This window comes from Bradyrhizobium sp. LeoB3 (assembly GCF_055456055.1).
This window is the reverse complement of record NZ_JBVBEF010000034.1, coordinates 1-21,481: the sequence shown is the minus strand read 5'-3', so window position 1 is coordinate 21,481 and position 21,481 is coordinate 1. Positions and strand designations below refer to the sequence as shown.

Genomic DNA, 21,481 nt, shown 5'->3' with positions numbered 1-21,481 from the left:
ATGAATAACCGGGACGAAGGAGATGCGAGTGGACGCTGGGGGTGGTAGAGAACAGCCGGAAGCCGTCGCAGGGAGATTGTTGAAATTGGCAAAGCCCAAAAGAGTCGGGAAATCCAAGCCGGCCCGAAAACCGAAAAACCAGCCCGCCGGAAAGAAGGCGGAGCACACCTCGCTTTATGCCAGCATGCCGTTGTGGGCGCGCCCCGGCTTTCTGATCCGGCGGCTGCACCAGATCAACTACGCCCTGTTCTTCGAGGAATGCGCAGGCTTCGACATCACGCCGGTGCAGTATGCGCTGCTGACTACGCTCAGCCTCAATCCCGACACCGATCAGCACACGCTCGGGCGGGAGGTCGGCATCGACCGCACCAATGTCGCCGACGTGCTGCGTCGTCTGGAGCAGCGCGGCTTGCTGACCCGCCGCAAGGGTGAGAAGGATCGGCGCGCCGTGCTCGCGCGCCTGACGCCGGCCGGGGAGAAAGTGACCCGGGAGATGTTCAAGGCGATGCAGCGCGCCCAGGCGCGCCTGCTCGAGCCTTTGCCTCCCAAGGAGCGCGCGGCCCTGATGGCGGCGCTGCTGCGGCTGGTTGATGCGAACAACCATCTCGGCCGCACGGTCTTTCAGCCAAGCTGAGATCGTTCGCCGGCCGCGCGCCTTGTCTGCCGGTTCGTCGCGGCAGGTCATATGCGGTCACACCGGCAGACAAAGCGCATTCGGCACCAGCAGGTTGTCATAGACACAGCGCCTGCTGGCCAATTTGAGCACGCCGTTCTCGCGACGGAATACGTCGAAATACACGCCAACCTGATGCAACGTAGCGTCTGGTCGATCGAACAGCACCTGCAGCACGACGTAGTTGGCGCGTGCCTTGATCGTGCCGTCGCGCTCTTCGCCCAGCACGTCGAGATTACCGATGATGTGCCGCAGATAGCGCGGCGCGAACATCGCGGTCTCGCTGAGAGCGAAGGCGCGGTCGCGGATCATGCCTTTGCCTTCGCAATAGATCAGCCCAACCGGCATGTCGCGGTCATGGTTCTCGCGCGACAGGACGACGTAGGTCGCGTCCTCCGCGAACATCTCGGTCCAGTCGACGAGACGCTGCTCGTCGAGCGCGTTCGCATAGCGCACGTTGAAGGTCTCGATCTCGTGCCGCAGCAGGAGTGCCTCGAGGCGCGGATCCATGAGCGTGTCGGATGAGAGGTTGCGCTTAAGGGCCATATCCATGACTCACAGTCCCATCTCGGCGCGCCAGTGCTTGTACATGGCGCGGATTGCCGCTTCAGAGATCAGGTTGTCGGCGGTGCCGGCTTCGACTGCCGGATCGAGTTTCACCAGATGCTCGCCGTTCGGCACGCGCTGCATGCCGTCCTGCACGAACTTGATCGCCTCGTTGTCTTCAAGCCCGAGGAAGCCGGCCGGCCCCATCAGATTGCCTTGCCGGAGGCGATGCCGTGTCATCTCCTCGCTGTCGCCCTCAAAACCGAACATAGTCCACTTCATGATGAATTCATGCGGTCCCGTCGGCACGATCTGGCGTACGCCCAGTGTGTTCATCTCGCGCTGCACGATCAGGTTTGGCCAGATCGTCGCCATTGTCACCGACCAGGGGCTGTCGAACTCGTCTACGAAATCCATGAAGCGCGGCTCGGCCAGCGTCATGCCCTCCTTGTAAGCGCGCATTTCCTTCTTCGCGTCGCTTGACACGGCCTTGCCGTCGGACTTTGCCGAAGCCATCACGCCATGACGCCCGCTCGGATCGGCGAGCATCAGCGACTTGTTGCCCGCGACCAGGAGGCCGAACGTGACCAGGAAAGTGTGCAGCAGGGTGGCGTGATAGGGGTCTTTCAAATTCTCATGATAGAGCTTCCAATTACCGGGCAGTGAGTGGCGGTAATAGCCGAGCACCTTGAGCTTGCGGCCATCGAAGGTCGCCTCGAATTCGCGCATGATCTCCGGCGTGAAATATTCGGCCAGCGGCTCCATGTCGTCGCAATAGGAGGCGAACACCACGCCGCGATGCGTCGTCACTTTCAGGCGGCGCAAGCCATGATCCGCATTCCTGAAATCTGGCGGCATGCCACCCTTGCCGCCGACGCCGCGACGAAAGGGAACGCCGGCCAGATTTCCTTTCAGATCGTACGACCATTGATGATAGGGACAGACGAATTCCTTTGCGTTGCCGGAAAGCTCTCGGCAGAACTCGGCGGCGCGATGCGCGCAGCGGTTCTCGAACACATGGATCGAGCCGTCTTCCGCGCGAGAGACGACGACCGGTGTCGGTCCGACATGCGAGCGGATGAAGTCGCCGGAATTGGGGATTTCGGATTCGAGCGCGACATAGTTCCAGGTGCGGCCGTGGAAGATCTTCTCGACCTCGCGCTCGTAGATCGCCTGGTCGGTATAGACCCAATCCGGAATGCGGGTGAGGCCATCGGCCGGCCAGATATAGCGTTTGGTGAGCGACAGTCCCGGGTTGGCGTTCATGAGGCTGGCCTCCATGGCAACGGCGCCTTCTTGTCCATCGGATGAGATGATGGCGCCATGAATATCGGGATCGAAAGGCGGGGCGGAATCGAGTTCGGCGCGCGCGGCGCGGATCGCCTGCGGGTGCGAGAACGCGACGACGCCGGTGAGCCGTCCGGTCGCTTTGTCGAACATGCGATAGATCGCGCCCGGGGCCGCTTCGTTCGCGGCTACGAGCGCGACATGATCGTCAGCGCCGACAATTCCGAGCATCTGCACATTGCAGCCGAACTGGTCGGTCCAGAACCAGGGGCGCTTTTGCCCCACGGGTGCGCTGTTTCCGGCGATCGAGCGGCCGGCTGCGCCGCCTTGCTCCTCGGCGTTCTGCCAACTTTCGAGCGAGAGGCGCCGCCCTGCGATCGGCTCATGGTACAACGCGCAATCGCCGGCCGCCCAGATGCCCGGCACAGAGGTGCGTCCTTGCGCGTCCACTTCGATGCCGGCGGGCGTGGTGGCGCAGCCGGCCTGCAGCGCAAGGCCGAGCACCGGTTGCATGCCGATACCGACCAGAACCGCGTCGACTTCGATCGTGTCGTCGCTGGTCACGACGCCGAGGCGTTCGCCGCGCCTGGTGATTTCGATAACCCCGGCGTTGCAGCGAATATCGACGCCATGCCGCTCCGCCATGATCCGGAAGGCACGGCCGACGACGGCCGGCATGATCCGCGCCATGATCTCGCGTTCGCGTTCGAGCAGGGTCACTGCAACGCCGCGCGAAATTGCGGTCGATGCAAGTTCTAGACCGATGAACCCACCGCCGACCACAGCGACATGCTGCGCGCGGTCAAGGGCTGCGCCGATGGCGGCGGAATCCTCGATCGTGCGCAGATAGTGAACGCCCGGGAAATCCGCACCGGGAATGCTCAGCCGTCGTGGCGTTCCGCCGGTGGCAAGCAGGAGCGAATCGTAAGCCAGAGCCTCGCCGTTCGCGAGAGTGATCCGGCGCTGCGCGGCATCGATCGTCGTCGCGGCAACGCCAAGATGCAGGCGCACGCCGAGCTGAACCGCGTCTGCCTCGCTCAAACGAACGCTGGATGAAAATTCGGCCGTACCCAGCAGGAATTCCTTGGACAGCGGCGGTCGCTCATAGGGAAGATGAGGTTCTGCGCCTACCAGATCGATGCTGCCATCGAAGCCGCCGGTGCGCATGGCCCGGATTGCAGCCGCGGCTGCCTGACCTGCGCCGACGATCACGACACCCGTCGTATCTTTCGCGGGCGCAGCGGCAGCGAGCTTGCTCTCGAAGGCGGATTCGGTAGCCGGCTGGTCGGGATCGATGAGAATGTCATCGCCTTCGACGCGAACAGCATAGGTCCGCAAATCCTCGGTCACCGGCGCGCAAAGGGCCTTTCCGCTCCGGATGTCGAACTGCCCCTGGTGCAGCGGACATTCCACCTTGCTGTCTTCGATCCAGCCTTCGGCCAGCAGCGCGAGCGCGTGCGTGCAGATGCCATGCGTTGCGTAGATTTTGCCGTCGAGATTGTAGAGCGCGATATGAATGCCGCCAACTTCGACGCCGAGGGCCTTGCCCTCGGGCACCTCGTTCAGCGAAGCCGCTCTCGTCCATGCCATTTGTGGCGTCTCTCGCACTGGAACTTATAATCAGTATAACATCATTTCTAAGGCTCGCAACTCCGTGAAGAGCGCTGCTGCGGACGAAAAGAAGAGCGCTACTGCGCACAAAACGGCGCGATATCGCGCCTGTTGCGAAACCAAGATAGTCAGTGTACCATCATATATGTTCAGGAACGGGAGACTTTCATGGCGCAAGAGCCGCTCGCCACCAAGGGCAATTATCTGCATATCTACGACTTCCGCGTCATGCCGGGGCATGAGGAAGAGTTCATCAAGCTGTTCGAGGAATTTGACTATTCGGAAGGCAATCCGATGCACAAATCATCGGCGCAGGTGAAGGATGGCGTGCTGTGCCGCGATACCGAGGACTCGCAACGGTTCTTCCTGATCGCCGAATGGAGCGATATCGAGGAGCATGCCAGGATCCGCAAGATCCTCGCCAATGAAATCAAACCGGCCTTCATCAAGTATATCGAGGGCGGCAAGTTCATCCCGAAATATGTCGAGGTCGTATCCTCCACGCCGGATGACATCCTGCAGAAGGCCGCCGCAGAGTGATCTGACGTGTCGCGGCAACTCTACACATTCTTTCGGTCTTCGACCTCGTTCCGTCTCCGGATCGCGCTGGCCCACAAGCGGCTCGACTACGAGCCGCGTTATATCAGTCTGCCGAAGATGGAGCATCGGGCGCCGTCCTATCGCGACATGAATCCGCAGGGCCTGGTGCCGCTTCTGGTCGAGGGCGGCCGATGCCTCATCCAGTCGATGGCCGTGATCGAGTATCTGGATGAAGTCTATCCCGATCCTCCGCTGATGCCGAAGGATCCGCTCGGGCGGATCTACGTCAGGGCGGTGTCGCAGATCATCGGATGCGAAATTCATCCGCTGAACAATGTGCGCGTGCTGAAGCATCTCAAGGCGCAGTTCGAAGCGGACGAGGCGGCCACCAATGCCTGGTATCGGCACTGGATCGCGGAGGGGCTGTCCGGACTCGAGGACTACCTGCGGCGCGAAGGTCTATTTGGCCGGTTTTGCTGCGGCGATTCGGTGACGATGGCCGACATATGTCTCGTCCCTCAGATCTTCAACGCGCGGCGCTTCGATTGTCCGCTTGACGCGTATCCGATCCTGCTGGCGATCACCGATCGCTGCATGGCACTTGACGCCTTCCGCACTGCCGAACCGAGCACGCAGGCTGACGCGTTCTGAACTGTCGTTGCCTGCGCCGCGCGCCCCCGAGCCTCATTGTTGGGCAATCGGCAAATTAATCAGTACATAATCATATCTTGCGCGGGCAAGGCGCCGTGTTAGTCTTTTAAAGGAATGCGGTACTGCCGGGCAGGTATGGGAGGTGTGCACATGATGGGATTTCGAGAGTTAACTGCGGTTACGGCATTTATTGCATGTGTACTGATTAATTGTAGCGCATCGGCGGCCGACCGCCTGACGGTACGACTCGACTGGACGCCCTGGGGGTCGCAGGCACCGTTTCATCTGGCGGCGCAAAAGGGATTGTTCGCGAAGTATAACCTTGATGTCGTGCTGGATGACGGAACCGGGTCCGTCGCCACCGTGCAGATCGTCGGTAATGGTGAATACGATGTCGGCTACGCGTCGTTGGCCCCGATGGTGATCGCGCGCTCCAAGGGGTTGCCGGTGAAAGCGATTGCCGGCTTCATCAAGCAGAACGACATCGGTCTGTTGGTTCCGAAGGACAGCGGCATCGCCAGCCCCGCCGATTTGAAAGGCAAGAAGATCGCCTTCACCGCCGGTTCGCTTGAGGCGCCGTTCATCGACCAGTTTCTCGCCGCCGGAAAGCTGACTCGCAATGACGTCGACCTCGTCAGCGTCGACGCGGCAGGCAAAGCCGGCCTCTACATGGCTGGCCGGTCCGACGCGGCATTCTCGTCCGGACCATTCTTTCTGGCCGTCGTCGCAAGCCAGCGTCCCTCGAACGCCATCCGCTTCGCCGATCAGGGGCTGGAATTCCCGAGCTTCGGCTTGCTTGCGACCGAGAAGTCGATCGCCTCGAAGCGCGTGGCGCTGAAGCGTTTTGCGAGCGTGGTCGCGGGATGTTGGGCCTATATCTTTGCCGGCAATCAGGACGAAGCGGTGAGGGCGATCATTGCGGCGCGGCCGCAGGCCAAACTCAATCCGGCCGTCTTGCGGCAGCAGATCGATACGCTGAAGGATTATGCGTACACCGATGCAACCCGGAACCTGCCGTTCGGCACGATGGCTGCGGCGGACTGGAAGCGGGCCGTTGCGGTGCTCGCCGATGGCGGGCTCATTGAGAAGGGCCTCGATGCAGATGCAGTCTTCACCAATGAACTGATCGACGAGCGCGTCGTTGCGGACGTGGCCAGCGGCAAGAACTGACCCTCGCGATCCCGTTGAATCCATGATCGCAGCGTCCGATGTCGTGAAAAGATACGGTGACGCCGACGGCGTCACCGCGTTGCAAGGCGTTTCGCTTGATATCGCAGAGGGCGAATTCATCAGCCTGGTGGGGCCGAGCGGCTGCGGCAAGAGCACGTTCTTGCGCTGTCTTGCCGGACTTGAGGCGCCGACCGGCGGACGCCTGCAACTGGATGGCGCGCCCATCGACGGTCCACCGGAGCGTCTCGGCATGGCGTTCCAGCGGGATGCCTTGCTGGATTGGTTCGACGTTCTGGAGAACGTCCTGTTGCCGGCGGATTTCGGCGGTTACGGCAAGAAGAAATACGAGGAGCGCGCACGGCAATTGCTGCAGATGGTGGGGCTCGACGGATTCGCACGCGCCTATCCGCGGGCATTGTCCGGCGGCATGCGGCAGCGCGTCGCGATCTGCCGCTCGCTGCTGCTCGACCCGCGTTTGCTGCTGATGGACGAGCCGTTCGGGGCCCTCGATGCGCTGACGCGCGACCAGATCAATGTCGACCTGCATCGGCTCTGGACCAAGCATCGGATGACCGTCGTCTTCGTGACTCACAGCATCACCGAGGCGGTGTTCCTGTCGACCCGCGTGGTGGTCTTTACGCCACGGCCGGGGCGCGTGGTCGCGGACATCGCCATCGACCTGCCGGCCGAGCGGAAACTGGCGATGCGCGAGACGCCGGAATTCGGTGCCTATACCAGCCGTATCCGGGCTCTGTTCGAGCAAATGGGCCTGATCCATGACTAGGAGCTTGATGAAAGCCGCGCGCCGAGCCGCCGTGCCGCTACTGGGGGTTGCGATCTTCCTTTTGGTGTGGGAGATCGGCGTGCGCGCGCTTGGCGTGCGGTCCATTCTGCTGCCGGCGCCATCGCTGATCATCGAGGAACTTGCAGCCTCTCCGGGCTGGTTCGCCGTGCAGACGGCCTATACCCTGGGCATCACGCTCGCCGGATTTGCCGTCGCCGTCGTGTTCGGCGTCCTGTTTGCGGTTGCGATCGTGGAGTGGAAGATCCTGGATCGTCTGCTGTTCCCGCTCTTCGTCGCGCTCAATAGCGTGCCGAAGGTGGCGCTGGCGCCGCTCTTTCTGATCTGGTTCGGGACAGGCGCGGAGCCTAAGATCGCCATTGCCTTTCTGATCGCAGTCTTTGCCGTGGTGATCGACACCGCGCTTGGCCTGCAATCGGTGTCGCCGGATACGATCGACCTGGCGAAGACCTTGCGTGGGTCGCGTCTGAAGGTGCTGCTGCGCATCAAGCTCTATTGCGCGCTGCCGCATCTGTTTGCCGGACTGAAGGTGGCGATGTCGCTGGCTCTGGTTGGCGCCATTGTCGGCGAATTCGTCTCGTCCCAGCGCGGCCTCGGCTATGTCATTCTGACCGCGCAGGGTACGTTCGACACGCCGCGTGTCTTTGCTGCGATTGTCATTCTTGCGGTGCTCGGCGTCGCATTGATTGCGGTGATTGAAGCGATTGAGCGGGTTGCCTTGCCGTGGCATCACACGAATTCGCAACGCTTGAAGTAATCGAGCAGCAGTACATCAAGGACGCCTTTGAGCAAGTAGCAACAGCCCCTCAACGGACATCGGCGTCGGTCCAAGCGGGGCGGCCTGTCGATGCGACAACGCTTAGCCCGAGGCAGGCACCGAGCAGAGTAACTCACACTCCGAATTGCTGACACCCGAGTTTGTGCTGCGAACCATGAACGCCGACTGAACGTCAATTGGCCGCGAGGCGCGAAGAAGGGATCAAGCGTGCTCCGCGATGCGTCAAAGCAGCTCGGTTAAACATCAGCGCGCGAGGAAGCCGGACACGGCAACGGCGCGTGGGAGCAGACAAGAACGACGGTGAAAAGCGCATGCACCAGACGAAGCGAATTCGGCTGGGTTGGAGTGCAAATAGGATGCAAGTGGCTCTACCAAGTCGCGGGTCGTGCCAGCCTTATGCGAACCTGCAATCAGACCGTTATGAGCGGCAGAACATCGGTCAGCTTCGTTGATTTTCTGCGCCGGCGCTTGAGTTCGATCGCGTTCGTTGCGCTTTGGCGAGGTCGTTTCTGGCGCGAAACTGGTGCGGTCCGCGGCAATGGCAGATTTCGGCCTATGAGGCTGCTCGCTGTCAATCGCTTTGTCGAACGTTCAGTAAATTAGCTTACTAAACATGCCGGTTATGGCTAACCTTCCGGCTCTCCTGCTGTCGGGATGGGCCGTATTGTGTCCGCCGGACCAGATCGGTAATCGTGGGCCGCCAAACTAGCTACAACGGTCGGACACTTTGCTGCACCGCGAACATCCCCGCTCGTGCGTGCGAGCGTCGCAAATATTTCGCCAAGAGCGCGAGAACCGGCTTGACGGTCTCAAAAATTTAGTACTACGTTTAGTAATACAAAAAAACTAAACATCGTGCATCGAGCCGATGTGTAGGAGGAGCCCAAGCCATTCCGGAGCCGTCTCCGGCAGCGGTCCGTCTCGTCCTTCACTCATCGCTCCTCAAACTCGGTTTCAAGGTCTCGGCGTCGCTCCGGCGGGGCGCGTTGAGCGGGTTGGATGCTTCAACGAGAGAGGAAACGGATATGCGGACATTCAATCGGCTGAAAAGCTCAGTGGCCACCACGGTTCTCGGAGCGGCGCTGCTGGGGATATTTGGCGGAGGCGAAGCTGCGGCTCAGGGCAAGCAGCTCACGCTGTGCTGGGCGGCATGGGATCCGGCCAACGCGCTGGTCGAGCTGGGCAAGGATTTCACCAAGCAATCCGGCATCGAGATGAAATACGAGTTCGTCCCCTGGACGAGCTATGCAGATCGCTTCCTCAACGAGCTCAATTCCCACGGCAAACTCTGCGACCTGATCATCGGCGATAGCCAGTGGATCGGCGGAGCCGCCGAGAACAAGTGGTACGTCAAGCTCAACGAATTCTTCGACAAAGAGCACATCTCGATGGACGATTTCGTCCCGGCGACGGTCGTGGGTTATTCGCAGTGGCCGAAGAATTCGGCGAACTACTGGGCGCTGCCGGCGATGGCTGATGCCGTGGGCTGGACGTACCGCAAGGACTGGTTCTCGCGACCGGACATCCAGTCGGCGTTCAAGGCCAAGTACGGCCGCGATCTGGCGCCGCCGAAAACCTATGACGAGTTGAAGCAGATCGCGGAGTTCTTCCAGGGCCGCGAGATCGACGGCAAGAAAGTCTATGGCGCCTACATCTTCACCGAGCGCGGTTCCGAAGGCATCACGATGGGCGTGACCAACGTGCTCTACAACTACGGCTTCAGCTACGACAATCCGAAGAAGCCGTACCAGATGCAGGGCATCGTCAATTCGGCCGATGCCGCCAAGGGGCTCGAATTCTACAAGGAGCTCTATAAATGCTGCACCGCGCCCGGCATGACGAACGCCTACATGCAGGAAGGGCTCGATGCCTTCAAGTCGGGCCAGGTGGCGATGCAGATGAACTGGTTCGCCTTCTTCCCCGGCCTCTACAAGGATCCGAATGTCGGCGGCGACAAGATCGGCTTCTTCGTCAATCCGGCCGGCCCGAAGGGGCACTTCACCCAACTCGGCGGACAGGGCATCTCGGTGGTTGCGACTTCCGACCGCAAGGACGACGCGCTCGCCTATATCAAGTGGTTCGCGCAGCCCGCCGTGCAGCAGAAATGGTGGCAGATCGGCGGCTACTCGGCGCTCAAGGCGGTGGTCGATGCGCCGGACTTCCCGAAGAGCGCGGCGTTCGCGCCGCAATTCCTGGAGTCGATGGGCATCGTCAAGGACTTCTGGGCCGAGCCGTCCTACGCCCAACTGCTGCTCGACATGCAGAAGCGGGTGCACGACTACGTCGTCGCCGACAAGGGCACGGCGCAGCAGGCGCTCGATCTCCTGGTCAAGGACTGGACCAAGGTGTTCAAGGAGCAGGGCAAGGAAGTCGCCTCGCGATAGCCTGAACTCCGCGATCCAACTGAACTGGCTTCCCCGAGGTCAGCCTCGGGGAAGCCGAACCAGCCCAGCCGATGGACAAGATGACGACGATCCTGCAACCCGATCATGCTACGATCGCGGGAGTGAGCGAGCCCGCCAAATCCCGCGCCGCGCGCCGCGTCCACGGTCTGTCCGATCGGACCATTGCGTGGCTGTTCGTCGCGCCGACGATTGCGCTGCTGCTCGCGATCAACATCTTCCCGCTGGTCTGGATGATCCGGCTCTCCTTCACCAGCCTCAACCTCAGCATGTCCTATCTGCCGCTGCGGTTTGTTGGGCTCGACAATTTCAGCGACATCCTCAACGACGAGGACGTCTGGTTCCGGCTCCAGACCACGGCGCAATTCGTGATCTGCTCGGTTGCCCTGCAGGTGGTGATCGGCTTTGGGCTCGCGCTCCTGATCAACCGCCAATTCCGCGGCCACAGCTTCTGGACCACGATCATCCTGCTGCCGATGATGCTGTCCCCGGCAGTTGTCGGCAATTTCTGGACGCTGCTGCTGCAGCCGCAGATCGGACCGTTCAACTATCTGATCAGCTTGTTCACTGGCGTGCCGCCGAGCTCGTTCAGCATGACAGGGCAGGTCGCGCTGGCGCCATGGACCATCGTGCTCGTCGACACCTGGATGTGGGCGCCCTATGTGATGTTGATCTGTCTCGCCGGGCTACGCTCGATCCCCGATTATATCTATGAGGCGGCTGAGGTCGATCGTGCCTCGGCCTGGCGGCAGTTCTGGTCGATCACGTTGCCGATGACGGTGCCGTTCCTGATGCTGGCGGTGCTGTTTCGCGCGATCGAGAACTTCAAGATGTTCGACATGGTCAATCTCCTGACGTCGGGAGGACCGGGGTCGACCACCGAGCTCGTGTCCATCACGCTGAAGCGCGCGGCGTTCGAGAAGTGGCGCACCGGCTATTCCTCGGCGCTTGCCATTATCCTGTTCGTGACCGTGTTCGGTGCCGCCAACATCTACGTCAAAGCGCTCAACAAGGTGAAGCAACGATGACCGCTGCCGTCGCCAGATCCACCGCACACTCGATCGTCGAGGCCTCGCCGCGCATCAAGGCATTCGCCGGTGCTCTCGTCATCCTCTATGCGTTGATCACGATCCTGCCGCTGCTCTGGATCGTCGCCACCGCGTTTAAGTCGCAAAGCGATGCCATCGCCTATCCGCCCAAGGTGATCTTCGAGCCGACGCTCGAAGGCTATGTCAACCTGTTCACGGTGCGCACCCGCCAGACACCGGATTTCATCGCCAAGTTGCCGCCGCCGGAGACCTGGTATGACAAGCTCGTCCGCAAGCATGACATGGTGATTGCCGGACCGTCCAAGGTCGTGCCGCGCTTCGTCAACTCGCTGATCATCGGCTTCGGTTCGACCTTCCTCGCCGTCTTCCTCGGCACGCTCGCGGCCTACGCTTTTTCGCGCTTCCGCATTCCGCTGGCCGACGATCTGCTGTTCTTCATCCTGTCGACGCGGATGATGCCGCCGGTCGCGGTTGCGATACCGATCTATTTGATGTACCGGCAGCTCAATCTGACCGACACCAGGCTCGGCATGATCCTGCTCTACACCGCCGTGAACGTCTCGCTTGCGGTCTGGCTGCTCAAGGGCTTCATCGACGAGATTCCGCGCGAGTATGAGGAGGCGGCCCTCGTCGACGGCTACACGCGACTGCAGGCGCTGCGCAAGGTGGTGTTGCCGCAGGCCGTCACCGGAATTGCGGCAACCGCGATCTTCTGCCTGATCTTCTCCTGGAACGAATACGCCTTCGCAGTTCTGCTGACCAGCGGCGAGGCGCAGACCATGCCGCCCTTCATTCCCTTCATCATCGGGGAGGGCGGGCAAGACTGGCCGGCGGTTGCCGCCGCGACCACGCTGTTCGTCGTCCCGATCGTCATGTTCACCGTGCTGTTGCGCAAGCATCTGTTGCGCGGCATCACCTTCGGAGCGATGCGCAAATGAGCGATTCTGCCGTTGCCAAGGGCGCCAAGGGGACATTGCATCGCTTCTTCGGCCGCGGGCGCTGGGAGGCCGTTGCGATGACCGTGATCGGGGGCGGCATCTTCATGCTGGTGCAACCCTTCTCGATAGATCTGTACAGCTATTCATTCGTGACGATCCTCGCTGGCACGGTCGGCTTCGTCATCGTCAGCCACTTTCCGGAATAAGGCCATGGCTCAGATCCGCATCGAATATCTTCGCAAGTCGTTTGATCAGTTCACGGCAGTGGAAGGCTCGACATTCACCATCGACGACGGCACCTTCTTCGCGTTGCTCGGCCCCTCCGGCTGCGGCAAGACCACCACGTTGCGCATGATTGCCGGCCTCGAGCTGCCGACCGAGGGCAAGATTCTGCTCGACGGAGAGGACGTCACGTTCCACCGTGCCGCCGCCCGCGACATCGCGTTCGTGTTCCAGCTGTTTGCGCTCTATCCGCACATGAACGTCGGGCAGAACATCGGCTTCCCGCTAAAGTGCCAGGGCATGGCGCGGCACGAGATTCGCGAGCGGGTGCAGGAGACCGCGCGGATGCTGCGGATCGAGCATCTGCTGTCGAGCAAGACGTCAAAGCTCTCGGGCGGCGACCGCCAGCGCGTCGCGCTCGGGCGAGCCATGGTGCGGCGCCCGAAGGCCTTCCTGATGGACGAGCCGCTGGGCGCGCTCGACGCCGAGTTTCGTCATCTGATGTGCGGCGAGCTGCGCGACCTGCATGATCGCATCAAGGCGACCACGGTCTATGTCACCCACGACCAGCTGGAGGCGATGTCGATGGCCGACCAGATCGCGATCATGAACAAGGGGCGCGTGGAACAGATCGGCACGCCACAGGAGGTCTATGACCGGCCCGCCTGCATGTTCGTCGCGGACTTCATCGGCTCGCCGTCGATGAACTTCCTGCACTTCGAGGGCGGGCTGCGATCCGGTGACCGGGCCATCAATTTTCACGAAACCAGGCTCGCGGTGCCCGAGATCCGCGAGGACCGCGCGAGCGCGGCGCTGGCGCTCGGCGTTCGTCCGGAGCATATCCGCTTCGCCGACGCCGGATCCGTTCGTGGCGAGGTGTTCGGCGCGGAATATCTCGGCACGACGCAGATCGTCACGATCGACACGGCGTATGGGCGGGTCGCGGCGCGGCTACCTTCGAGCGCCTCGGTGCGGATCGGCGAAACCGTCGGCCTCGAATTCAACTCCGATCGGCTCTCGCTGTTCGATGCCGGCAGCGGCCTTGCAATCAGGACCGCCAGGGAGGAGGGCATGCGCCATGGTTGACGTCAGCTTGCGCAATATCAGCAAGCGCTTCGGCGCGGTGGACGCGGTGCGCGACCTCTCGCTGACGGTGAACGACGGCGAATTCCTCGTCCTGCTCGGGCCGAGCGGCGCCGGCAAGACCACGACGCTGCGGTTGATCACCGGGCTCGAGAGCCCCGACGCCGGTTCCGTCATGATCGACGGGCGCGACGTGACGCACGATCCGCCGGGTGCACGGGACATCGCATTCGTGTTCCAGCAATATTCGCTGTATCCGCATTTGTCGGTCTATGACAATTTGGCGTTCCCGCTGCGCTCTCCGGCGCGGCGCGTGCCGGAGCCGCTGATCCGCAGGCGTGTCGAGCAGACGGCGGAGCTGCTGCATATCGCCAGCAAGCTGAACAATCGCGCCACCCGCCTGTCGGGAGGTGAGATGCAGCGGGTCGCCATCGGCCGCGCGCTTGTGCGCGATCCCTCGATCTATCTGATGGACGAGCCGCTGTCGTCGCTGGATGCAAAGCTTCGCGCCGAACTTCGGCTCGAGCTGAAGCGGATCCAGCTCGAGCTCGGCGCGACCATCCTGTATGTGACCCACGATCAGGTCGAAGCCATGACGATGGCATCAAGGATCGGCGTGATCAAGGACGGCCGGCTGCTTCAGCTCGGCACGCCGAGGGAGATCTACGAAAATCCATCCAACAGCTACGTCGCTTCGCGGCTCGGGACGCCACAGATCAATTTCCTGCCCGCGCGGCTGCTGTCCGATGTGGCGATGCCGCCGGAAACGGAGACGGTCGGCATCCGCACCGAACACCTCCAGATCGCCACGCGCAACGGCGGACGGATGATCGGCCGGGTGCATCGCGTCGAGCACCTCGGCGAGCAGAATCACGTTCACCTGGACTATAAGGGCGAAACGCTGGTGACGCTGGCGGATCCGCATCAACCGCTGCGGGCCGGCCAGGAGGTTGAATTGCAACTGGTGCGTCCGCTGTGTTTCGACGGTGCGGGACAGCGCATCGGCCCGATGGTTCATTAGAGGAGCGAAAGGTTCAGATCAATGTCGGTGCAGCCCGAGACATTCAAGTCGCTGCTCAAGGCGGCCGCCGAGCAGGTCATCGATAGCGCGCCGGAGCTCACGAGTCTGGACCAGGCGATCGGCGACGGCGACCACGGAACAAACATGAAGCGCGGCTTCGAAGCGGTGCTCGGCAAGCTCGATGCCATCTCGGCGCAACCGCTCGACGAGGCGTTCAAGACGATCGGCAAGACCCTAGTCATGACGGTCGGCGGCGCTTCCGGCCCGCTCTATGGCAGCTTCTTTCTCGCCGCGGGCGAGGCGCTGTCGCACGACAAGCACCTGCCTGACGATCTCGCCGACGTGTTCGGCAGTGGCGTGAACGCGGTGAGCGCGCGCGGCCGCTCGCAGGCCGGCGAGAAGACGATGCTCGATGTGCTCATTCCGGTGCTGGAGACACTGAAAGCGGGCGCCGGCCAGCCCGATCTGATCGCGCGGGTGCGCACCACCGCGGCTGAAGCGGTCGAGCGCACGGTGCCGATGCAAGCAACGAAGGGTCGGGCGTCGTTCCTCGGCGCGCGCAGCGTCGGTCATGTCGATCCCGGGGCGCGATCGAGCTGCGTTCTGCTGCACGCGGTGTGCGCTGGCCTGGAGGCGCGGCAATGACCGACACCGTGGGGATCGTGATCGTATCGCATTCGCGGGACATCGCGAAGGGAACCGCAGACATGGTGCGGCAGATGGTCGGCAGCGAGGTCAAGGTCGCCTTCTGCGGCGGCAATCCCGACGGTGGTCTCGGCACCAGCGTGCCGCTGATCATCGACGCCATCAACGACGCCTGGTCGTCGAAAGGCGTTGCTGTGCTTGTCGACCTCGGCGGCGCCGAGACCAACAGCGAAATGGCAGTCGAGATGCTGGAGCCGGCGCGGCGTGATCTCGTTGTCGTCTGCAACGCGCCGATCGTCGAGGGCGCCGTCATGGCGGCGACGGAAGCTGCGGGCGGCAGCTCGCTGGCCCAGGTCAGGGCCGTGGCCGAGGAACTCTCTGCCGACTGAGGCGTCGGCGAAGCGATGATGGATGACGAGCATGCTTGATAAAGCGGACGAACAGATCTTCACCGGCAACGTGCGGCTGGTGCATGCGGTTGGCATGCACGCGCGCCCCGCGGTCAAGCTGACCAAGCTCGCCAAGAAGTTCGAGGCCCAGATCTCCGTGCGGGTCGCGGGCGCACCCGAATGGATCAATGCCAAGAGCGTGGCCAAGATCATGGCAATGCGCGCGGCACACGGCAGCACGATCGAGATCAAGGCTTCCGGCAGCGATGCCGAGGCCGCGGTCGCGGCGCTGGTTGATCTGATCGCAAGCGATTTCCCGGATGGAGCACCATAGCATGCAGGGCGGCGCTGCAGGGCTGGCGTATCGCGGCAGGACTGCCTCGATCGGCTTTGCCCATGGCCCGTTCGTCCGCGTCGACGCGGGAGCGGGCGGCGAGCGGGTGGCCGGTACGCTGGTCGAGGAGGCGCTGGCCCTGCGCAATGCGATCGACGTCGCGAGCGTGCAGATCGCCGATCTTGCCGCCAGCGCCGGCGGCGAAGCCGCGCAGATTCTCGAATTCCAGGTCGCGCTGCTCGAGGATGAGGAATTGATCGAGGCGATCTTCGCGTCGATCGGCGAGGGACGTCCCGCCGATATCGCATGGCGTTCCACGTTCGACGCCCACATTGCCGAGTACAACTCCGCACCGGACGACTATCTGAAGGCGCGTTCCTCCGATCTTGCCGATTTGCGCGACCGCGTGATCCACATTCTGCGTGGCGACCAAGACCAGCCGCTGAAAATCCCGCGCGGAGGCGTGATTTGCGCCGACGATCTGCCGCCATCGCGATTCCTTGAGATTAACTGGTCCGGCGGCGGTGGCTTGGCGCTGTTGCGCGGCAGCCCGACCAGCCATGTCGCGATGCTGGCGCGAGCGCGCGGGATCCCGATGGTGGTACAGCTCGGGGCCATTCCTGACACTGGCACCACGGCGCTGCTTGACGGCGAAGGCGCCACGCTGGAGCTGGATCCCAGTGCCGAGCAGGTCCGAATTTTCGAGAAGCGGCGCGACAGCCATCACAAGAGCAGGGCATCCGCGCGCGCGATCCTGCGGCGGCCGACAGCCTCCTGGCGCGGCGAGCGGATCAAGCTCTTCATCAACATCCAGCGCGTCGAGGATCTCGAGCATGCCGACGCGCAATATGCCGACGGCATCGGCCTGATGCGCACTGAGTTCCTGCTGACGGAGCGCGGTGGCCTGCCCGACGAGGAGACACAGTTTCAGGCTTACGATGCGGTGTTGCGATGGGCCGGCCAGCGCCCCGTCACCATCCGCACCTTCGATGCCGGCGGTGACAAGCCGGTGCCTGGCTTCACGCTGGACGGCGAAGCCAATCCGTTCCTCGGGGTGCGCGGCCTGCGCCTGTGCCTTGCCCGGCCTGAGATCTTTGCGGTTCAGCTTCGCGCGCTGGCGCGGGCCGCGGTGCGCGGCAATCTCAAGGTCATGTTCCCGATGGTCACGTCGGCGGACGAGCTCGAGGCGGGGCGGAAGCTGTTCGCAGATGTCGTGCAGCACTTGCAGGCGGATGGCATTGCCGCGATGCTGCCCGAGCTCGGTATCATGGTCGAGGTGCCGGCGGCGGCCCTGGCAATCGCGAGCTTCAAGACGTCCTTCTTCTCGATCGGCTCGAACGATCTCGCGCAATATGTCCTGGCCTGCGACCGTTCCAACGGAGCTCTCGTCCCCCTGATGGATCCGCTGCATCCGGCAGTGCTCGAACTGATCGCGCGGACCGCGGAGCATGGGCGGCGCGCCGCCATCAGCGTCAGCCTGTGCGGCGACATGGCGGGTGATCCGCGTTGTCTGCCCGCCCTGCTGAATTGCGGCCTGCGCGAGCTCTCCGTCAATGCATCGGCGCTGGCGCAGATCAAGCAGACCATCGACCGGCTGAGCAGTGGAGGCGGCCTTGGCTGATACGGCGGCCGATGACGCGCCCGAAGCCGGCGCGGTTGCGGTCTACAAGCGCATCTTCAAGGAGGTGCTGGAGAGCCGTCCGTCGGGCATGCGGCTTCGGCTGGCCCATGCCATGGGGAAGAACCGCAGCTTCGTCAGCCAGATCAGCAATCCCGCCTATCCGGTGCCGATACCGGTGCAGCATCTCAATACGATCTTCGATGTGTGCCATTTCCCGCCGCAGGCGAAGACGGCCTTCCTTCGCGCCTATGCGCGCGCTCATCCGCGCCGCGTCGGCCGGTTGAGCGAAGGCTCGCACGAGCGGACACTGACGCTGCATCTGCCGGATCTCGGCAGCGCCAAGCGCAACGCCGAGCTTGACACGCTGCTCCAGGAGTTCACGCGGCGACTGATTGCCATCATGCGGGAAAAATAGGCGAGGAACGCCGGGCGGACGAAGCGGGAGGACACAATGAAGAAGTTCATCAATTCGGTCGACAATATGCTCGCAGAGAGCCTCGACGGCTTTGCCGCCGCGCATGCCGACCTCGTCATGCTCGGCGCTGAGCGGAAATTCGTCCGTCGCCGCGAGCTGAATCCGAGGAAAGTTGCGCTGGTGTCGGGGGGCGGCAGCGGGCATGAGCCGCTGCATGCCGGCTTCGTCGGCTACGGCATGCTCGACGCCGCCTGTCCCGGGCAGGTGTTCACATCGCCGACGCCGGACCAGATCGTCGAGGCCGCCCAGGCGATCGCGGGCGACGCTGGCGTCCTCTTCATCGTCAAGAACTATGCCGGCGACCGCATGAACTTCGAGATGGCGGCGGAGATCGCCGAGGGCCGCACCGCCACCATCGTGACCGACGACGACGTCGCGGTCGAGAAGTCGACTTACAGTATCGGACGGCGCGGCGTCGCCGGCACGCTGATCGTCGAGAAGATCGTCGGCGCGGCGGCCGAGAAGGGCGCCGATCTTGCAACTTGTGTCGCGCTTGGCGAGCGCGTCAACGCACAGACGCGCTCAATGGGCGTTGCGCTGACCAGCTGCACCGTTCCGGCGGCAGGCACGCCGACCTTTGCACTTCGTGACGACGAGATGGAGATCGGGGTCGGCATTCACGGCGAGCCGGGACGCCGCCGCGTCACGCTCGCGCAGGCCGATGCGATCGCCGCCGAGATGACCACCGCGATCGCCGATGATCTTGGCACGCGGGCCGGTACCGAGGCGCTGCTGCTCGTCAACGGCTTCGGCGGTACGCCGACGATCGAGCTCTATCTGATGTACAACGCGGTGCGCAGGATGCTCGAGGAGCGGGGCCTGCGCATCGCCCGTTCGCTGGTTGGCAGCTACGTCACATCGCTCGAAATGGCCGGGTGCTCGCTCACCGTGAGCCTGCTCGATGGCGAAACCACTGCGCTCTGGGATCATCCTGTGCGTACGGCCGCATTGAAATGGTGACCGCTGCGGTGTGAGCGGCCGCTGATTTTCAGGATGATGGTGGACCATGATTGCCCCAGAAGGATCGTGTGGCCGATTGTCGTTGCGAGTTCGGTCACGGCCGGCCGCGCCACGGCAAGAAAACGAAGAGTTGCTCGATCGCCGTCAGGTCGAGCGGACTTTGCGAAATCATTTGAGGGTGCTGGTGCGAGAAGTCTTGGCATCGATCTGATACGGAACGACGCCTCTTTCGACGGTACCCACGTCAAGTGGGTGGCCGATCGGCGGTAGTGCTCGGTGACGGCAGTCGCTTCGCTCGCAGGCTCTGCATCCCGGGCCGATGAAGTCGACCGCATCGAGATCGTCCAGGTTCAGCCCCTTTGCGTAAACCGTCTCGCCCGCATAGGTCACCTCACACCCAAGTCCGACGGCGACCGCGCGCGGTCGGTTCAGATATGAGCCCGCCGAAAGGCTGACGGTCCGAGCTACGCAAAGATACCTCGTTCCATCAGGCGTAGCAGCTAACTGGGCCAGGATGCGGCCAGGATGCGAGAACGACTGGTGTACGTTCCATACGGGGCAGGGACCTCCGAAGCGCGCGAACTGAAAGCGGGTGGCGCTGCTGCGCTTCAAGACGTTGCCGGCGATGTCGATTTTCAGGAAATAGAACGGAATTCCCGGCGAGTTTCTCCGTTGCAGCGTGCTCAAACGATGGCAGACCTGCTCGAAGCTCGTGCCAAAGCGTCGCTGGAGGCGTTCGATGTCATAGCGAACGTCGCGCGCTGTGGCGAGAAATGCTCCATATGGCATAACCAGGGCGCCGGCAAAGTAATTGGCGAGTGCGACGCGCGCGAGCGATGCAGCTTCCTCGTTGCTGAGACGTGCCTGTCTGATCTGACGTTCGATGCTGTCTCGCTGTTCGAGCAGGCCGATGACGTGAGCGATCCAGAACAGACGGCTTTCCACCGGCGCATCTTTGGACATGAAAAGCGTTTTGGCGTTGCTATCCAGCCGCCAGATCATTCCCTTGCCAAGATCCACCGGGCCTTGGCCGATCCGAACCCCGTAGGCATCACGCAAATATCTGATGAAGTCCTCGCCGCGGTTCTCGGGCTGAAAGTCTCTTGTCTCCGAAAGCCGTTCCGCGGCGCGATCAAGCGCATCAAAATGGTTACGTTTTGATTGCACCCAATCGCGTACCTCGTCATAGGGAAAGCGGCTGGCCGCACCCACGTCGGTTTGGGCCACACGCGTTTGCAAGGAGCGATGTTCCTCTTCGAGCGCAAGATAACCGCGATAGAGATGCAAAAAGCGCTGCGCGATATCGGGCGCGACCCGGACGGCCGCGCTGGCCTCGTCAGGCAAAATGGGCGACCCGAACAGAGGGTCACTGGCGCTTTCACGAAGTTCGCTGGCGAGCCGCAAATCGTCGTCAGACGAAAAATAATTCGTCTCAATACCAAATTGCCGGCTGAGCCGCATGAGCAGCTCTCGCGTGATCGGCCGCTGATCACTCTCCATTTGACTCAAATAGCCCGCGGAAATGCTGAGAGCGTCTGCGAGCTCTGCTTGTGTCATGCTGCGTTGTTCGCGCAACCGCCGTAGCCGGTCGCCGGCGAAGATCTTGTGCTGTCTCACTTGGCAAACTTTACAACTGGTTCAGCGCTATCGGCAAAAATAAGCACTTTCTTCGGTCCCTTGCGGCGATCTCCTTGCTAATCTTGCATACATTGACTGGGATGCAAAGCGCCCGGGGGCCGGTTTGGCAATCCATCGCGCTTGCCGGAGCAGCCAGGTGGTACCGGCGGACTATGTGCGAATGCTCGCGCGCCCTGCATCGGCTCCGTAAGGGATTCCTGTCCCGGCGCGACCAGGTCGGACCGGATTGTGAGGATGTGGCTATCATGACGATGTTGGTTGAACTGGAGGAAAGGCGTGCCGGCGCAAAGCTGGGCGGCGGGGAGAAGCGCATCGAGGCGCAGCATGCCCGCGGCAAGCTGACGGCGCGGGAGCGCATCGAACTGCTGCTGGACAAGGGATCGTTCGAGGAATTCGACATGTTCGTCGAGCACCGCTCGATCGAGTTCGGCATGGAGAAGACCAAGGTTCCCGGCGACGGCGTCGTCACTGGCTGGGGCACCGTCAACGGCCGCAAGACCTTTGTCTTCGCCAAGGACTTCACCGTGTTCGGCGGCTCGCTGTCCGAGACCCACGCGCTGAAGATCACGAAACTCCAGGACATGGCGATGAAGGCGCGGGCGCCGATCATCGGCCTCTATGACGCCGGCGGCGCCCGCATCCAGGA

22 protein-coding genes are annotated in these 21,481 nt (G+C 62.6%); 19 read left to right on the top strand and 3 right to left on the bottom strand.

Going from position 1 to position 21,481, the window contains the following annotated elements; genetic code table 11:
• Positions 1-85 precede the first annotated feature (85 nt).
• Complete coding sequence (locus tag ACZXDY_RS21895) at positions 86-634, top strand: MarR family winged helix-turn-helix transcriptional regulator (protein ID WP_464346910.1); 549 nt, start codon at positions 86-88, stop codon at positions 632-634.
• Positions 635-691: 57 nt separating this feature from the next.
• Here the strand turns inward: ACZXDY_RS21895 and ACZXDY_RS21890 are convergent, their stop codons facing one another.
• Together ACZXDY_RS21890 and ACZXDY_RS21885 are read right to left on the bottom strand one after the other, a co-directional pair.
• Entirely contained in the window at positions 692-1,225 is a 534-nt protein-coding gene (locus ACZXDY_RS21890; protein WP_464346909.1) for an aromatic-ring-hydroxylating dioxygenase subunit beta, read from the bottom strand.
• 3 nt (positions 1,226-1,228) lie between these two features.
• Positions 1,229-4,096 (bottom strand): FAD-dependent oxidoreductase, encoded by a 2,868-nt coding sequence (locus ACZXDY_RS21885; RefSeq protein ID WP_464346908.1) that lies wholly within the window; start codon positions 4,094-4,096, stop codon positions 1,229-1,231.
• Between the two features lie 189 nt (positions 4,097-4,285).
• Here ACZXDY_RS21885 and ACZXDY_RS21880 point away from each other — a divergent pair, with 189 nt between their 5' ends.
• The 17 genes from ACZXDY_RS21880 (at position 4,286) to dhaK (ending at position 19,197) form a co-directional block, all read left to right on the top strand.
• Complete coding sequence (locus ACZXDY_RS21880) at positions 4,286-4,657, top strand: antibiotic biosynthesis monooxygenase family protein (protein WP_464346907.1); 372 nt, start codon at positions 4,286-4,288, stop codon at positions 4,655-4,657.
• A gap of 6 nt (positions 4,658-4,663) precedes the next feature.
• Positions 4,664-5,308: a maleylacetoacetate isomerase gene (gene maiA, locus ACZXDY_RS21875; RefSeq protein WP_028163185.1), complete on the top strand. Its 645-nt coding sequence runs from the start codon at positions 4,664-4,666 to the stop codon at positions 5,306-5,308.
• Between the two features lie 114 nt (positions 5,309-5,422).
• Positions 5,423-6,478: an ABC transporter substrate-binding protein gene (locus ACZXDY_RS21870; RefSeq protein ID WP_464346906.1), complete on the top strand. Its 1,056-nt coding sequence runs from the start codon at positions 5,423-5,425 to the stop codon at positions 6,476-6,478.
• Between the two features lie 22 nt (positions 6,479-6,500).
• Positions 6,501-7,262, top strand: coding sequence for an ABC transporter ATP-binding protein (locus tag ACZXDY_RS21865; RefSeq protein ID WP_028163186.1), 762 nt, complete (start codon positions 6,501-6,503; stop codon positions 7,260-7,262).
• Between the two features lie 7 nt (positions 7,263-7,269).
• Positions 7,270-8,037: an ABC transporter permease gene (locus tag ACZXDY_RS21860; protein ID WP_210164689.1), complete on the top strand. Its 768-nt coding sequence runs from the start codon at positions 7,270-7,272 to the stop codon at positions 8,035-8,037.
• 1,046 nt (positions 8,038-9,083) lie between these two features.
• A complete protein-coding gene (locus ACZXDY_RS21855) occupies positions 9,084-10,442 on the top strand; it encodes an ABC transporter substrate-binding protein (RefSeq protein ID WP_035689766.1) in 1,359 nt (452 codons plus the stop codon).
• Positions 10,443-10,513: 71 nt separating this feature from the next.
• A complete protein-coding gene (locus ACZXDY_RS21850) occupies positions 10,514-11,488 on the top strand; it encodes a carbohydrate ABC transporter permease (RefSeq protein WP_464346905.1) in 975 nt (324 codons plus the stop codon).
• On the top strand, positions 11,485-12,447 hold the full coding sequence (locus tag ACZXDY_RS21845; RefSeq protein WP_130222516.1) for a carbohydrate ABC transporter permease: 963 nt from the start codon (positions 11,485-11,487) through the stop codon (positions 12,445-12,447). The genes ACZXDY_RS21850 and ACZXDY_RS21845 overlap by 4 nt, the downstream gene beginning before the upstream one ends.
• Entirely contained in the window at positions 12,444-12,653 is a 210-nt protein-coding gene (locus ACZXDY_RS21840) for a hypothetical protein (protein WP_464346904.1), read from the top strand. Before ACZXDY_RS21845 ends, ACZXDY_RS21840 begins: the two co-directional genes overlap by 4 nt.
• Before the next feature lie 4 nt (positions 12,654-12,657).
• Positions 12,658-13,755, top strand: a complete 1,098-nt coding sequence (locus ACZXDY_RS21835; RefSeq protein WP_464346903.1) for an ABC transporter ATP-binding protein — start codon at positions 12,658-12,660, stop codon at positions 13,753-13,755.
• Positions 13,748-14,773 carry an ABC transporter ATP-binding protein gene (locus ACZXDY_RS21830; protein WP_464346902.1) on the top strand — a complete coding sequence of 342 codons (1,026 nt, stop codon included), beginning with the start codon at positions 13,748-13,750 and terminating at the stop codon, positions 14,771-14,773. Before ACZXDY_RS21835 ends, ACZXDY_RS21830 begins: the two co-directional genes overlap by 8 nt.
• A 21-nt stretch (positions 14,774-14,794) precedes the next feature.
• Positions 14,795-15,418, top strand: coding sequence for a dihydroxyacetone kinase subunit DhaL (gene dhaL / locus ACZXDY_RS21825; RefSeq protein ID WP_028163195.1), 624 nt, complete (start codon positions 14,795-14,797; stop codon positions 15,416-15,418).
• Complete coding sequence (dhaM, locus tag ACZXDY_RS21820; RefSeq protein WP_028163196.1) at positions 15,415-15,807, top strand: dihydroxyacetone kinase phosphoryl donor subunit DhaM; 393 nt, start codon at positions 15,415-15,417, stop codon at positions 15,805-15,807. The genes dhaL and dhaM overlap by 4 nt, the downstream gene beginning before the upstream one ends.
• Before the next feature lie 31 nt (positions 15,808-15,838).
• On the top strand, positions 15,839-16,141 hold the full coding sequence (locus tag ACZXDY_RS21815; protein ID WP_063623372.1) for an HPr family phosphocarrier protein: 303 nt from the start codon (positions 15,839-15,841) through the stop codon (positions 16,139-16,141).
• Entirely contained in the window at positions 16,128-17,762 is a 1,635-nt protein-coding gene (gene ptsP / locus ACZXDY_RS21810; protein WP_464346901.1) for a phosphoenolpyruvate--protein phosphotransferase, read from the top strand. The genes ACZXDY_RS21815 and ptsP overlap by 14 nt, the downstream gene beginning before the upstream one ends.
• The gene (locus tag ACZXDY_RS21805; RefSeq protein ID WP_130222522.1) at positions 17,755-18,177 is read left to right on the top strand and encodes a hypothetical protein; all 423 of its coding nucleotides are present in this window, start codon (positions 17,755-17,757) and stop codon (positions 18,175-18,177) included. The genes ptsP and ACZXDY_RS21805 overlap by 8 nt, the downstream gene beginning before the upstream one ends.
• 36 nt (positions 18,178-18,213) lie before the next feature.
• Positions 18,214-19,197, top strand: a complete 984-nt coding sequence (dhaK, locus tag ACZXDY_RS21800; RefSeq protein WP_464346900.1) for a dihydroxyacetone kinase subunit DhaK — start codon at positions 18,214-18,216, stop codon at positions 19,195-19,197.
• Between the two features lie 168 nt (positions 19,198-19,365).
• Here the strand turns inward: dhaK and ACZXDY_RS21795 are convergent, their stop codons facing one another.
• Entirely contained in the window at positions 19,366-20,814 is a 1,449-nt protein-coding gene (locus ACZXDY_RS21795; protein ID WP_464346899.1) for a helix-turn-helix domain-containing protein, read from the bottom strand.
• Between the two features lie 266 nt (positions 20,815-21,080).
• Here ACZXDY_RS21795 and ACZXDY_RS21790 point away from each other — a divergent pair.
• Positions 21,081-21,481 (top strand): carboxyl transferase domain-containing protein (locus tag ACZXDY_RS21790; RefSeq protein WP_464346898.1); only part of this gene is annotated, 401 nt, incomplete at its 3' end.

Coding starts and splice junctions, on each gene's coding strand:
- ACZXDY_RS21890 (WP_464346909.1), bottom strand. CDS start 1,225: ATGGATATGGCCCTTAAGCGCAACCTCTCATCCGACACGCTCATGGAT.
- ACZXDY_RS21885 (WP_464346908.1), bottom strand. CDS start 4,096: ATGGCATGGACGAGAGCGGCTTCGCTGAACGAGGTGCCCGAGGGCAAG.
- ACZXDY_RS21880 (WP_464346907.1), top strand. CDS start 4,286: ATGGCGCAAGAGCCGCTCGCCACCAAGGGCAATTATCTGCATATCTAC.
- ACZXDY_RS21870 (WP_464346906.1), top strand. CDS start 5,423: ATGCGGTACTGCCGGGCAGGTATGGGAGGTGTGCACATGATGGGATTT.
- ACZXDY_RS21865 (WP_028163186.1), top strand. CDS start 6,501: ATGATCGCAGCGTCCGATGTCGTGAAAAGATACGGTGACGCCGACGGC.
- ACZXDY_RS21860 (WP_210164689.1), top strand. CDS start 7,270: ATGAAAGCCGCGCGCCGAGCCGCCGTGCCGCTACTGGGGGTTGCGATC.
- ACZXDY_RS21855 (WP_035689766.1), top strand. CDS start 9,084: ATGCGGACATTCAATCGGCTGAAAAGCTCAGTGGCCACCACGGTTCTC.
- ACZXDY_RS21850 (WP_464346905.1), top strand. CDS start 10,514: ATGGACAAGATGACGACGATCCTGCAACCCGATCATGCTACGATCGCG.
- ACZXDY_RS21845 (WP_130222516.1), top strand. CDS start 11,485: ATGACCGCTGCCGTCGCCAGATCCACCGCACACTCGATCGTCGAGGCC.
- ACZXDY_RS21840 (WP_464346904.1), top strand. CDS start 12,444: ATGAGCGATTCTGCCGTTGCCAAGGGCGCCAAGGGGACATTGCATCGC.
- ACZXDY_RS21835 (WP_464346903.1), top strand. CDS start 12,658: ATGGCTCAGATCCGCATCGAATATCTTCGCAAGTCGTTTGATCAGTTC.
- ACZXDY_RS21830 (WP_464346902.1), top strand. CDS start 13,748: ATGGTTGACGTCAGCTTGCGCAATATCAGCAAGCGCTTCGGCGCGGTG.
- dhaL (WP_028163195.1), top strand. CDS start 14,795: ATGTCGGTGCAGCCCGAGACATTCAAGTCGCTGCTCAAGGCGGCCGCC.
- dhaM (WP_028163196.1), top strand. CDS start 15,415: ATGACCGACACCGTGGGGATCGTGATCGTATCGCATTCGCGGGACATC.
- ACZXDY_RS21815 (WP_063623372.1), top strand. CDS start 15,839: ATGCTTGATAAAGCGGACGAACAGATCTTCACCGGCAACGTGCGGCTG.
- ptsP (WP_464346901.1), top strand. CDS start 16,128: ATGGAGCACCATAGCATGCAGGGCGGCGCTGCAGGGCTGGCGTATCGC.
- dhaK (WP_464346900.1), top strand. CDS start 18,214: ATGAAGAAGTTCATCAATTCGGTCGACAATATGCTCGCAGAGAGCCTC.